A 12395-nucleotide genomic window follows, 5' to 3' on the forward strand; every position below is an offset into this window, starting at 1 on the left:
GGTCGGACACCGACACCCCGCCCCGGAGGAAGCGCGATGAAGGCACACGACGGCATGTACATCGACGGCGCCTGGCGCCCCGCCGCCGGCCCGGACGTGATCGAGGTGGTGAACCCGGCCGACGAACGGGTGATCGCCACCGTCCCCGCGGGCACCGTGGAGGACGTCGACGCCGCCGTGCGCGCCGCACGCGCCGCCCTTCCCGGCTGGGCCGCCACCCCGCCCGCCGAGCGCGCCGCCCGGCTGGCCGCGCTGCGGGACGGGCTGGTGGCCCGGCGGGACGAGATCGCCGAGACGGTGACCGCCGAACTCGGCTCGCCCCTGAAGCTCTCGCAGACCGTCCACGCGGGCGTGCCGATCGCCGTGACCGGCTCGTACGCCGAGCTGGCGGCGACGTACGCCTTCGAGGAGAGGACGGGCAACTCGACGGTGTTCCACGAGCCCGTCGGTGTGGTCGGCGCGATCACCCCCTGGAACTACCCGCTGCACCAGATCGTCGCCAAGACCGCCCCCGCCCTCGCGGCCGGCTGCACCGTCGTCGTCAAGCCGGCCGAGGACACCCCGCTGGTCGCGCGGCTGTTCGCCCGGGCCGTGCACGAGGCAGGGATCCCGGCGGGCGTGTTCAACCTCGTCACCGGCCTCGGCCCGGTGGCCGGTCAGGCCCTGGCCGAGCACCCGGGCGTCGACCTGCTCTCCTTCACCGGCTCCACCGCCGTCGGCCGCCGCATCGGCGCGATCGCGACCGGCATGGTGAAGAAGGTCGCCCTGGAACTCGGCGGCAAGTCCGCCAACGTCATCCTGCCCGGCGCCGACCTGGCCCGCGCGGTCAACGTCGGCGTCGCCAACGTCATGTCCAACTCCGGGCAGACATGCAGCGCCTGGACCCGCATGCTGGTCCACCGCGACCAGTACGACGAGGCCGTGGAACTCGCCGCGGCCGCCGCCGCGAAGTACGGCGACCGCATCGGCCCGCTCGTCAACGCCGGCCAGCGGGAACGCGTGCGCGGTTACATCGAGAAGGGCGTGGCCGAGGGGGCCCGGCTGGTCGCGGGCGGCCCCGACTCCCCGCACGAGAGGGGCTACCACGTCAGCCCCACCGTCTTCGCCGACGTCACCCCGGAGATGACCATCGCCCAGGAGGAGATCTTCGGCCCCGTCCTGTCGGTCCTGCGCTACGCGGACGAGGAGGACGCCCTGCGCATCGCCAACGGCACCGTCTACGGCCTGGCCGGCGCCGTCTGGGCCGGCGACGAGGCGGAGGCGGTGGCCTTCGCCCGCCGCATGGAGACCGGCCAGGTCGACATCAACGGCGGCCGCTTCAACCCCCTCGCGCCCTTCGGCGGTTACAAGCAGTCCGGTGTGGGCCGCGAACTCGGCGCACACGGCCTGACCGAGTACCTCCAGACCAAGTCCCTCCAGTTCTAGGGGAGTCGTCACCACCATGGCCGTACGTGCCGCTGTCCTGCCCGCCGTCGGTGCCCCGCTGGAGATCACCGGGATCGACCTGCCCGAACCCGGCCCCGGCCGGGTCCGCGTCCGGCTCGCCGCCGCCGGCGTCTGCCACTCCGACCTGTCCCTGTCCGACGGCACCATGCGCCTGCCGGTCCCGGCCGTCCTCGGCCACGAGGGCGCCGGCACGGTCGTCGCCGTCGGCGAGGGCGTCACCCATGTCGCGCCCGGCGACGGCGTGGTCCTCAACTGGGCGCCCTCCTGCGGCGCCTGCCCCGCCTGCGCGCGCGGCGAGGTCTGGCTGTGCGCGGGCGCCCTGGCCGGGGCCGCCGAGGTGCACGCCCGCCGCGCCGACGACGGCACCGACCTGTACCCGGGGCTGAACGTCGCCGCGTTCGCCGAGGAGACGGTGGTGTCCGCCTCCTGCGTGCTGCCCGCCCCGGACGGCGTCCCGCTCACCGACGCCGCGCTGCTGGGCTGCGCGGTGCTCACCGGCTACGGCGCCGTGCACCACTCCGCGAAGGTGCGCCCGGGGGAGACGGTCGCGGTGTTCGGTGTCGGGGGAGTGGGCCTCGCGGCGCTCCAGTCGGCCCGGATCGCGGGCGCGTCCACGATCGTCGCGGTCGACGTCTCCCCGCGGAAGGAGGAGCTGGCCCGGTCCGCGGGCGCCACCGACTACCTCGTCGCCTCCGACACCACGGCCCGCGAGATCCGCGCCCTCACCGGCGGGGAGGGGGTGGACGCGGCCGTGGAGTGCGTCGGCCGCGCGACCGCCATCCGCACGGCCTGGGAGTCCACCCGGCGCGGCGGACGCACCACGGTCGTCGGCATCGGCGGCAAGGACCAGCAGGTCACGTTCAACGCCCTGGAGATCTTCCACTGGGGCCGCACCCTCTCCGGCTGCGTCTACGGCGACTCCGACCCGGCCCGCGACCTCCCGGTCCTCGCCGGACACATCCGGGCCGGCCGTCTCGACCCGGGAGCCCTGGTCACCGAACACATCGCCCTGGACGGCATCCCGGCCGCCTTCGACACCATGCTGGCGGGCAAGGGCGGACGGGCCCTGGTGGTCTTCTAGGGACGTCGTCCGGATCTCGCCCGGGTCCGGACGACCGGCCCCCGGCCGGACTCGCGGGCGGTCTCCTCCCGGGCGCCCGGGGGCGCGGCCGCCCGCGCCGCCGCCCCCGACCGGGACCGGGACACCGCCACGCCGGCGAGACACAGGGCACCGCCCACCAGCGTGAGCGGGCCCGGCACCTCGCCGAGCGCCAGCCATGACATCAGCACGACCAGCGCGGGCACCGCGTACGTCGTCGCGCCCATCCGGCTCGCGGTCGTACGGGCCAGTGCGTAGGCCCAGGTGGTGAAGGCCAGGGCGGTCGGGAAGACGCCCAGATAGACCATGTCGAGCGTGGCGGAGACGGGCGCGTCGGCGGCCTCCTCCACGAGCCGCCCGGCGAACGGCAGACAGGCCACCGCCCCGACCAGGCACCCGTACGTCGTCACCTGCAGCGGGCTCGCCGCGCCCAGCGCCGGCTTCTGCGCGACCACCCCGCCCGCGTAGGCCACGGCCGCCAGCAGGCACAGCACCACCCCGAGCACCGAGGACTCGCCCCCGCCGGACATCGACAGTCCCACAGTCACCGCACCGGCGAACGACACGGCCATCCCCGCCAGCAGCCTCGGCGGCACCGAGTCCCCGAGCAGCCGGGCCCCGAGCAGCGCGATGAGGATCGGCCCGGTGTTCACCACCAGCGCCGCCGTGCCGGCGTCGACCAGCTGCTCGCCCCAGTTCAGGGCCACCATGTAGAACCCGAACCAGAGCACCCCCGATATCAGGATCCCGCGCCGGGCCGGCCGGGGCGGCAGCCCTTCCCGCCGCAGCAGACAGATCACCCCCAGCGTCAGCGCGCCGGCCAGCAGCCGTCCGAGCGCGAGCGCCCCCGGCGAGTACGCGGCCCCCGCGCTGCGGATGGACACGAAGGCGGACGCCCACAGCACGACGGTGGCACCGGCCGCGCAGGCCGCGAGCACCTCCGTGCGACGGGCGGGGTGAGGGACGGGGGTGCGCATCGTGCTCCTGAGGTCAGAAGGGTCGAGGGGTGGGATGTTCGCGGATCCCGGACGGGGCCCGGCCGTCACCGGAGGGCCCCCGCGTCGATCCCCAGCAGTCCGGACAGCGCGCGTTCGCCCGCCTCCGTCACCTTCACCGCCCGCTCGGAGCCGATGCGCACGCACCACCCCGTCTCCAGGGCGTGCCGGCACAGGGCCGCGCCGGCCACTCCGGCGAGATGGGGGCGGCGTTCCGTCCAGTCCAGGCAGGCGCGGGCCAGCGGTCGCCGTCCGCGGCGGTCCAGGCCGATGCCCGCCGCGGCGAACCAGCGCACACCCGCGTCCGTGAGCGCGAACCCGGTGTCCCGGAGCAGCAGCCCCCGCGCGGCGAAGGCGTCCGTGACGGCGATGCCGAGCCGCCCGGCGAGATGGTCGTAGCAGGTCCGCCCGCGGGCCATGGCGGACCCGGCGCCCGCCTGCCGCAGCGTGCGCGGGCGCTCGGCGGCAGCCGGGGACACCTGCGCGGCCAGGTCCTCCACCAGCTGCGCGACCCGCGCGTCGGCCAGCCGTACGTACCGGTGCCGCCCCTGCCGTTCCTCGGCCAGCAGCCCGCCCGCGACCAGTTTGCCCAGGTGCTCGCTCAGTGTGGAGGCGGCGACACCGGCGTGCCGGGCCAGCTCGCCCGCCGTCCAGGCCCGCCCGTCCAGCAGCGCCAGCAGGCACGCGGCCCGCGTCTCGTCGGCGGCCAGCGCGGCGAGCCGCGCGAGACCGGCAGCCCGGGGATCCCTGGTGGTCATGCCCTCCAGCATGCGGCACGGACACTTCGGCCCCCGCCGAAGCGTCCGCGCCCTCAAGGCGCACGGGACCGTGCCGTCGTGCGGCCACCGCCGCGCGGGCGCGACCGGCCACGAAGGCGCCGCGGACGATCGACGGCGCATCGCCGCGCTCCCGGCGGAGCGCTCAGGCGCCGGTCCGCGCCTGCTCGTACTGCAGTGCCAGCCCGTCCAGCAGCGCCGTGAGTCCCGCCTCGAAGGCCCGCTCGTCGACCTTCTCCTGCTGTTCGGCGAGCAGATGGGCCTGCCCGAGGTGCGGGTAGTCGGCGGGGTCGTAGGCGCTGGCGTCGTCCACGAAGCCGCCCGCGAAGGAGCCGAGCGCGGAGCCCATGATGAAGTACCGCATCAGCGCGCCGATGGAGGTGGCCTGCGCGGGCGGCCAGCCGGCCGCGACCATCGCGCCGTAGACCGCGTCGGCCAGCCGCAGCGCCGCCGGACGGCGGCCGGGGCCGCGGGCCAGGACCGGGACGATGTTCGGGTGGTCGCGCAGCGCGGCCCGGTAGGAGACCGCCCAGTCGTGCAGCGCGGTCCGCCAGTCCCGGCCGTCCTCGAACATCGACAGGTCGACCAGCGCGCTCACCGAGTCGGCCACCGCCTCCAGGATCTCGTCCTTGGTGCGGAAGTGGTTGTAGAGCGAGGGCCCGCTCACCCCCAGTTCCGCGGCGAGCCGGCGCGTGGAGACGGCCGCGAGGCCCTCCGCGTCCACCAGCGCACGGGCCGTACCGACGATCCGGTCGGTGCTGAGCAAGGGCTTGCGCGGTCGGGCCATGGCGCACATAGTAGGACCGCGACAGTAAACTAGCAGTGCTAATTTAAGGGTGCACGGTCTTCCGGACGTGCACGGCAAGCGGATCCCCCATGGAGTGACTCGGTATGAACCTGGAGCTCAGCGAGGAGCAGGAGGCCGTCCGCCGGCTCGCCCGGGACTTCGTGGAGCGCGAGGTCGCGCCCCACGCCACCGCCTGGGACCGCGCCGAGGAGGTCGACCGCGGCATCGTGAAGAAGCTCGGCGGGGTCGGCTTCCTGGGGCTGACGATCGACGAGGAGTACGGCGGCAGCGGCGGCGACCACCTCGCGTACTGCCTGGTCACCGAGGAACTGGGCCGCGGCGACTCGTCCGTGCGCGGCATCGTCTCCGTCTCCCTCGGCCTGGTCGCCAAGACGATCGCCGCCTGGGGGAGCGAGGAGCAGAAGCGCGCCTGGCTGCCGGGCCTCACCTCCGGGGAGCACGTCGGCTGCTTCGGCCTCACCGAGCCGGGCACCGGCTCCGACGCCGGGAACCTCACCACCCGCGCGGTGCGCGACGGCGACGAGTACGTCGTCAACGGCACCAAGATGTTCATCACCAACGGCACCTGGGCCGACGTCGTCCTGCTCTTCGCCCGCTCGACCGACGCCCCCGGCCACAAGGGCGTCTCCGCCTTCCTCGTCCCCGCCGACACCCCCGGCCTGACCCGCCGCGCCGTCCACGGCAAGCTCGGCCTGCGCGGCCAGGCCACCGCGGAACTGGTCCTCGAGGACGTGCGCGTGCCCGCCTCCGCGATGCTGGGCGAGGAGGGCAAGGGCTTCTCGGTCGCCATGTCCGCCCTCGCCAAGGGCCGGATGTCGGTCGCGGCCGGCTGCGTCGGCATAGCGCAGGCCGCCCTGGACGCGGCCGTGCGGTACGCGGGGGAGCGGGAGCAGTTCGGGAAGAGCATCGCCCGGCACCAGCTCGTCCAGGAACTGATCAGCGACATCGCCGTGGACGTCGACGCGGCCCGGCTGCTCACCTGGCGGGTGGCCGACCTGATCGACCGGGGCCGGCCCTTCGCCGTCGAGTCCTCCAAGGCCAAGCTCTTCGCCTCGGAGGCGGCGGTCCGCGCCGCCAACAACGCCCTGCAGGTCTTCGGCGGCTACGGCTACATCGACGAGTACCCGGCCGGCAAGCTCCTGCGCGACGCGCGCGTGATGACCCTCTACGAGGGCACCAGCCAGATCCAGAAGCTGGTCATCGGACGTGCGCTGACCGGGGTCTCGGCGTTCTGAGTACGCTCTGAGTACCCGAGCGGATGTGGCCGCGGCCACATCCGCCGATGCTGGTCCCCATGAGCGACACACCGGTCAAGCAGCAGAGCACGGCCGCCTTCCACGGCCAGGCCGTCGCGTCCTTCGCAGTGGCCATGGGCGCCACCGCGGTCGGCATCTTCAACCTCGACACCGACGCCTGGGTCCGCGCCTTCCTGGGCATCGCCGTCCTGTACCTCGTCACCTCCGCCTTCACCCTGGCCAAGGTCGTCCGCGACCGCCAGGAGGCCGGGCAGATCGTCAACCGGGTCGACCAGGCCCGCCTGGAGAAGCTGCTCGCCGAGCACGACCCGCTGCAGAAGCTGTGACGACGGGCACGCTAAGCGAGCGCTCACCCTTGCCGGTATGGTGGTGGCCCTGCCAGCGAATGAGGTGAGCGATGAGTACGGCGGAGGAGACGGCCGGCGCCGAGGCGCAGCCGTGGGGTGAGGTCACGCCCGACGCGGCCCGGCGGTTGCTGCTCGCCGCCGTGGAGGCGTTCGCGGAGCGCGGCTACCACGCCACGACGACCCGCGACATCGCGGGCCGCGCCGGGATGAGCCCGGCCGCGCTCTACATCCACTACAGGACCAAGGAAGAGCTGCTCCACCGCATCAGCAGGATCGGCCACGAGAAGGCCGTCGCGATCCTGCGCACGGCGGCCCGCGCCGAGGGCACCCCGACCCGGCGGCTCGCCGAGGCGGTCAGCTCCTTCGTCCGCTGGCACGCGGGGGGCCGCACCACCGCCAGGGTCGTGCAGTACGAGCTCGACTCGCTCGGTCCCGAGGCCCGCGCCGAGATCCTCGGACTGCGCCGGCAGGTCGACGCCGAGGTGCGCGGGCTCATCGAGGAGGGCGTGCGTTCGGGCGAGTTCGACGTCATCGACGTCCAGGGCACCACGCTCGCGGTGCTCTCCCTGTGCATCGACGTGGCCCGCTGGTTCAACGTCGACGGCCCCCGCACCCCCGAGGAGGTCGGCGCGCTCTACGCCGACCTCGTGCTCCGGATGGTCGGGGCCGGGGAGGCCGGCCCCGCTCAGAGGTAGTAGCGGGCCACCGACTCGGCCACGCACACCGGCTTGTCGCCGTCCTCGCGCTCCACGGTGAACGCCGTGGCCACCTGGACGCCGCCCGGCACCTCGTCGACGGAGGTGATCGTCGCGGTGGCGCGCACCCGCGAGCCGACCGGGACCGGCGCGGGGAAGCGCACCTTGTTGGTGCCGTAGTTGACGCCCATCCTCACGCCCTCGACGGAGATCAGCTGCGGGCCGAACAGCGGCAGCAGCGACAGCGTCAGGTAACCGTGCGCGATGGTCGTCCCGAACGGTCCCGCCGCGGCCTTCTCCGGGTCGACGTGGATCCACTGGTGGTCCCCGGTGGCCTCGGCGAACAGGTTGATCCGCTTCTGGTCGACCTCCAGCCAGTCGGTGTACCCCAGCTGCTCGCCCACCGCCGCCCTCAGGTCGTCGACGGACGTGAAGATCCTCGGCTCTGCCATGTCCCGGCCTCTCGCGTCACGTAGTCGCAGCGCACCGGTGTGCGCATGCCTAAGCAACTGCTTAGCATGGTGCGCCGGGCGGTCCCTGTCAACGACGGCCGTCCGCCGGACGGGTGAGTAGGGTTCGGGGGTGCCCCAGCTTCCCGAGAAGATCCACGAGCTCACGGTCGGCCGGCTCTCCGCACGCAGCGGCGCCGCCGTCTCGGCCCTGCGCTTCTACGAGTCCAAAGGTCTGATCAGCAGCCGCCGCACCGCGGGCAACCAGCGCCGCTACAGCCGTGACACCCTGCGCCGGGTCGCCTTCATCCGCGCCGCCCAGCGCGTCGGCATCCCGCTCGCCACGATCCGCGAGGCGCTCGCCGAACTGCCCGAGGGGCGCACGCCCACCCGCGACGACTGGGCGCGCCTGTCCGAGGCGTGGCGCTCCGAGCTGGACGAGCGCATCAAGCGGCTCAACCGGCTGCGCGACCACCTCACGGACTGCATCGGCTGCGGCTGCCTCTCCCTGGACAGCTGCGTCCTGTCCAACCCGGACGACGTCTTCGGCGACCGCCTGACGGGCTCCCGCCTGCTGGCGGAAACCGGCGGCACGCGCCGCGCCGACCGGCCGGGGGTCAAGCGGTGAGCCCGGCCGTGCTCCCGTGACCGCGGGCCGTCGCGCCTCCCTCGACCGGGCGCGGCCGAGAGCGGGGAGGCTCCCCGTGAGCGCCGGCAGGCGGACCGTGCCGCCCGGGCGCTCCCCGGGGGGCCGGGGGGCGCGGCACCCCCTGCGCCCCCCTGCCCCCTCGCTCCCCGCCTCTCAGGCCGACACCAGCAGCCTCGCCCTGCGGGCGTCCGCCAGGGCCCCCGCGGTGAGCACGGGGCGCGGCACCAGGATTCCGCAGTCCGCGCAGACCGGGCCCGTCGACGGCTCGTGGTCCAGGTCGAAACGCCACACGAGCCGTTCCCCCCGGCACACGGGGCAGGCCGTACCCGGCGCGCGCTCCAGCGCGGCTATCAGCCGCCGCAGCACCTCGGCCAGCGGCTCGCGCGGATGCACCCGCGGATCGTCGCACCAGGCCACGCCGAAACCGCCCCAGGTCAGCCGGTGCCAGTCGTCCACGCTGCCGGGCCTGCGCAGCCCGTCGTGCTTCTCCTTCCTGCGGCGCTCGGCGAACTCCACCTCATAGGCCAGCCAGACCGCCCGGGCCTCCTCCAGTTCGTCCAGTGCGGCCACGAGCCGCGCCGGGTCGACGGAGCGGTCCTCGGGATCGAACCCGGCCCGCGAGCACAGATGGTCCCAGGTCGCCCTGTGCCCGTAAGGAGCGAATCGCTCGAGGCACTTGCGCAGCGAGTAGCGCCGCAGCGCCGGATCGCACCGCGGATCTCGGACCTGTCTCGCCAGACTCCGGAAACCGGCCATCGTCCTGCACCTCCGTCACACCTGCACCTGTAATCCGGTCACTTCGGCGTCGTCGAACGGACGTCGCCGAATAGACGTATCGACACGCGAATCGGCTCCCTCCTCTTTTCGATGGCCCCCACCAGCCGGCCGCGGGAACTCATGGGCCGACTCCCTTGAACCCTGCTTCAGTTGTGGTCGTCCACGGGGGCGCCGGCGGTCATCCGCTCCGTGTGCTCCCCCGGGGGGAGAAAAGTCCTTCCTCGACAGTCTGAGAACTCCCGGCGGCTTCCACGGGTTCCTGAAGACCCCGTCGATATGCACGCCCGACGCAAAACGGCGGCGGGGCGCCGCCCGCCGCCGTCCCGCACCCTGCGCTCTCAGCGGTAGAGCAGGTACCCCCGCCGCGTCCTCCGGAACCCCGCCAGCTCCTCCTGCCAGCCGGCCACCACCTCGTCCGTGTCCGCGCCCGCGTCGATCATGGTGCGTACGCGCGTGGAGCCGGTGAGCTTGTCGATCCAGTCGTCCGCACGCCAGGCGAAACCGCTCCACGACCGCTTGGCGGTGATCAGCAGTCCGATCCCCGTCCGCACCGGATCGAACGCCTCCCGGTCGTGCACGTGCACCTGGACGCCCCCGACGGTCCTCCCCTGGAACTTGGAGAACGTCGGCGTGAAGTACGCCTCCCGGAAGCGGACGCCCTCCAGCCCCAGCGCGTTCGCCCCGTCCGCCCAGCGCCCGTCGATCCCCTCCGCACCCAGCAGCTCGAACGGCCGGGTGGTCCCGCGCCCCTCCGACAGGTTCGTCCCCTCGAACAGGCACGTCCCCGAGTACACCAGCGCCGTCTCCGGCGTCGGCATGTTCGGGCTCGGCGGCACCCACGGCAGCCCGGAGGCGTCGTAGAAGTCCGACCGCTTCCAGCCCGACATGGTCACGGTCTCCAGCGGCGCCGGCGTCGTCAGGAACTCCCCGTTGAACAGCAGGGCCAGCTCCGCCACCGTCATCCCGTGCGCCTGGGAGATCGGCTGCCGCCCGACGAACGTCGCGAACTCCTCGTGCAGCACCGGGCCCAGCGCGGCCCGCCCGGTCACCGGGTTCGGCCGGTCGAGGACGACGAACCGCCTGCCCGCGAGCGCGGCCGCCTCCATGCAGTCGAACAGCGTCCAGATGTACGTGTAGAACCGCGCGCCGACGTCCTGGACGTCGAAGACGACCGTGTCCACGCCGGACGCCGCGAAGACGTCGGCGAGCGCCTGACCGCTCTTCAGGTACGTGTCGTAGACGGGCAGGCCGGTCGCCGGGTCGTCGTGGCGGCCCTCCGCGCCGCCCGCCTGGGCGGTGCCCCGGAAGCCGTGCTCGGGTCCGAAGACGGCGGTCAGGTCCACCCGGTCGTCGGCGTGCATCACGTCGACGATGTGCCGTGCGTCCCGGGTGACGCCCGTCGGGTTGGTGACCACGCCCACACGCCGGCCGTCGAGCAGGGCGTAGCCGTCCGCGGCGAGCCGTTCGAACCCGGTGCGCAGCCGTCGGCCGCCTCCGTGCGCCGGTCCCGAAGCGGCGGCGGCCGGTGCGGCGGAGGCCGCGGCCGCGGCCGCGGTGGTGGCGAGCAGGCTCCGTCTGGACAGCTTCATGCGGTGACCTCCGTGATCGCGGCGGGTGTCATGCGCACGCACGCTAGCGCGCCCGACCGCCCCGGGGAACGAACCGGACCGGACCCGCGCGGAACACCCCTTCCACCGCGCATACCGACCGGTTAGTCTGACGCCGGTAGCCGCTGGGAGCCGCGTCGAAGGAGACCGATGGTGCAAGCCGGGCAGGGTGCGAAGGTGGTCGTCACGGGAGCCGGGGGCGGCATCGGGGCGGCGCTGGCCCGCCGCTTCGCCGACCGGGGGGCGCGGGTCGTCGTCAACGACCTGGACGCCGACCGCGCGAAGGCCGTCGCCGAGGAGATCGGCGGCCTGGCCGTTGCGGGCGACGCCTCCTCGATCGTCGCCGAGGCCCGTGACGCGCTCGGCGGCACGGTCGACGTGTACTGCGCCAACGCGGGCGTCGGCCGCGGCGGCGGGGAGCCGGGAGAGCCGCTCGACGAGCAGGGCTGGGCACTCTCCTGGGACGTCAACGTCATGGCGCACGTCCGCGCGGCGCACGCGCTGCTCCCGGACTGGCTGGAGCGCGGCAGCGGACGCTTCGTCTCCACCGTCTCCGCCGCCGGACTGCTCACCATGATCGGCACCGCCCCCTACAGCGTCACCAAGCACGGCGCCTACGCCTTCGCCGAGTGGCTGTCGCTGACGTACCGCCACCGCGGGGTGAAGGTCCACGCGATCTGCCCGCAGGGCGTGCGCACCGACATGCTCGACGCCAGCGGCAGCGCGGGCGAGCTGGTCCTCAAGCCGACCGCGATCGAACCGGAGGACGTGGCCGACGCCCTCTTCCGCGGCATCGAGGAGGACCGCTTCCTGATCCTCCCGCACCCGGAGGTCGCCGAGTACTACCGGGCCCGCGCCGCCGACCCCGACCGCTGGATCTCCGGCATGAACCGCATCCAGCAGCACTGGGAGGCCACCCGGTGACCGCCTCCGGCCACGCCGAACCCGGGCCGGCCCTCCTCACCGACGTCCGGCGCGCCACCGTGGAGCTTGCCGGCTCCCTGGTGCACGCCCCGCGCCGCGCGGTGTCCGAGACCCCCGACCGCGACTTCCCCGCCCACTTCGCCGGCCGCCCGGCCCACCGCGAGGCCGACGAACTCGGCGGGACGGACCCGAGGGCCGGCTGTGCGCCGTCGGCCGCGAGAAGGACATGACCAGCGCGTTCGCCGGGGCCCGGGGGTGTCCCCCGGAGAACGCGGCAAGGCGGGACCGCGCGAGGCCGAGGACGTGCTCCACACGCGCCCGGCGGTGCGCGAGGCGGCCGTCGTGGGCGCGCCCGGCGGACACCGCGGGGAGACCGTCAAGGCCTTCGTCGGCCCGCGCCCCGGCGCCGGGACGGACCCGGCCTCGCTCGCCGCGTACGGCAAGGAGAGACTGGCCGCCTGCACGTGGCCGTGCCAGGCGGAGATCCTGCCGGAGCCGCCGAGGACGGCCAGTGGGAGGATCCTCCGGCGGGAACCGCGTTCCCCGGCCCACGAGAACGAGCAGTGA

At 74.1% G+C, this 12395-nt stretch carries 14 protein-coding genes and 1 pseudogene; 9 read left to right on the top strand and 6 right to left on the bottom strand.

The features are described 5' to 3' along the window. Nucleotides 1-36: 36 nt before the first annotated feature. Nucleotides 37-1425: an aldehyde dehydrogenase family protein gene (locus tag ADK41_RS01890; RefSeq protein WP_030825739.1), complete on the top strand. Its 1389-nt coding sequence runs from the start codon at nt 37-39 to the stop codon at nt 1423-1425. A 16-nt stretch (nt 1426-1441) separates the two neighbouring features. Beyond that, the gene (locus tag ADK41_RS01895) at nt 1442-2527 is read left to right on the top strand and encodes a Zn-dependent alcohol dehydrogenase (protein WP_030825742.1); all 1086 of its coding nucleotides are present in this window, start codon (nt 1442-1444) and stop codon (nt 2525-2527) included. Here ADK41_RS01895 and ADK41_RS01900 read toward each other — a convergent pair. The 3 genes from ADK41_RS01900 to ADK41_RS01910 form a co-directional block, all read right to left on the bottom strand. Then, nucleotides 2524-3522 (bottom strand): DMT family transporter, encoded by a 999-nt coding sequence (locus ADK41_RS01900; protein WP_051843144.1) that lies wholly within the window; start codon nt 3520-3522, stop codon nt 2524-2526. The genes ADK41_RS01895 and ADK41_RS01900 overlap by 4 nt on opposite strands. Nucleotides 3523-3587: 65 nt before the next feature. After that, the gene (locus tag ADK41_RS01905; RefSeq protein ID WP_030825748.1) at nt 3588-4310 is read right to left on the bottom strand and encodes an ArsR/SmtB family transcription factor; all 723 of its coding nucleotides are present in this window, start codon (nt 4308-4310) and stop codon (nt 3588-3590) included. A 151-nt stretch (nt 4311-4461) separates the two neighbouring features. After that, nucleotides 4462-5103 carry a TetR/AcrR family transcriptional regulator gene (locus ADK41_RS01910; protein ID WP_030825751.1) on the bottom strand — a complete coding sequence of 214 codons (642 nt, stop codon included), beginning with the start codon at nt 5101-5103 and terminating at the stop codon, nt 4462-4464. Between the two features lie 104 nt (nt 5104-5207). On the opposite strand from ADK41_RS01910, the gene ADK41_RS01915 reads away from it, so the two are divergent. The 3 genes from ADK41_RS01915 to ADK41_RS01925 all read left to right on the top strand — a co-directional run bounded on the left by ADK41_RS01915 (nt 5208) and on the right by ADK41_RS01925 (nt 7422). Further along, complete coding sequence (locus ADK41_RS01915; RefSeq protein ID WP_030825754.1) at nt 5208-6359, top strand: acyl-CoA dehydrogenase family protein; 1152 nt, start codon at nt 5208-5210, stop codon at nt 6357-6359. 59 nt (nt 6360-6418) lie between these two features. Then, nucleotides 6419-6706 carry a YiaA/YiaB family inner membrane protein gene (locus tag ADK41_RS01920; protein WP_030825757.1) on the top strand — a complete coding sequence of 96 codons (288 nt, stop codon included), beginning with the start codon at nt 6419-6421 and terminating at the stop codon, nt 6704-6706. Nucleotides 6707-6777: 71 nt separating this feature from the next. Next, the gene (locus ADK41_RS01925; RefSeq protein ID WP_030825760.1) at nt 6778-7422 is read left to right on the top strand and encodes a TetR/AcrR family transcriptional regulator; all 645 of its coding nucleotides are present in this window, start codon (nt 6778-6780) and stop codon (nt 7420-7422) included. On the opposite strand, the gene ADK41_RS01930 is transcribed toward ADK41_RS01925, so the two are convergent. Continuing rightward, nucleotides 7413-7874 carry a MaoC family dehydratase gene (locus ADK41_RS01930; RefSeq protein ID WP_030825762.1) on the bottom strand — a complete coding sequence of 154 codons (462 nt, stop codon included), beginning with the start codon at nt 7872-7874 and terminating at the stop codon, nt 7413-7415. The genes ADK41_RS01925 and ADK41_RS01930 overlap by 10 nt on opposite strands. Before the next feature lie 130 nt (nt 7875-8004). Between ADK41_RS01930 and soxR the strand changes: the two genes are divergently transcribed. Next, the gene (gene soxR / locus ADK41_RS01935) at nt 8005-8499 is read left to right on the top strand and encodes a redox-sensitive transcriptional activator SoxR (protein WP_030825765.1); all 495 of its coding nucleotides are present in this window, start codon (nt 8005-8007) and stop codon (nt 8497-8499) included. A 174-nt stretch (nt 8500-8673) separates the two neighbouring features. Here soxR and ADK41_RS01940 read toward each other — a convergent pair whose 3' ends face one another. Both ADK41_RS01940 and ADK41_RS01945 read right to left on the bottom strand, forming a co-directional pair. After that, nucleotides 8674-9276: a hypothetical protein gene (locus ADK41_RS01940; protein ID WP_030825768.1), complete on the bottom strand. Its 603-nt coding sequence runs from the start codon at nt 9274-9276 to the stop codon at nt 8674-8676. A gap of 359 nt (nt 9277-9635) precedes the next feature. Then, nucleotides 9636-10886, bottom strand: a complete 1251-nt coding sequence (locus ADK41_RS01945) for an exo-beta-N-acetylmuramidase NamZ family protein (protein ID WP_030825771.1) — start codon at nt 10884-10886, stop codon at nt 9636-9638. Nucleotides 10887-11054: 168 nt separating this feature from the next. On the opposite strand from ADK41_RS01945, the gene ADK41_RS01950 reads away from it, so the two are divergent. The 3 genes and pseudogenes from ADK41_RS01950 to ADK41_RS42720 all read left to right on the top strand — a co-directional run. Beyond that, nucleotides 11055-11828: an SDR family oxidoreductase gene (locus ADK41_RS01950; RefSeq protein WP_030825776.1), complete on the top strand. Its 774-nt coding sequence runs from the start codon at nt 11055-11057 to the stop codon at nt 11826-11828. Then, entirely contained in the window at nt 11825-12058 is a 234-nt protein-coding gene (locus tag ADK41_RS42715; RefSeq protein WP_030825779.1) for a hypothetical protein, read from the top strand. Before ADK41_RS01950 ends, ADK41_RS42715 begins: the two co-directional genes overlap by 4 nt. Before the next feature lie 46 nt (nt 12059-12104). Continuing rightward, nucleotides 12105-12395 (top strand): annotated as a pseudogene (locus ADK41_RS42720) (AMP-binding enzyme); the annotation flags it as partial.

It is taken from the genome of Streptomyces caelestis (assembly GCF_001279005.1).
Classification (GTDB): Bacteria; Actinomycetota; Actinomycetes; order Streptomycetales; family Streptomycetaceae; genus Streptomyces; species Streptomyces heliomycini.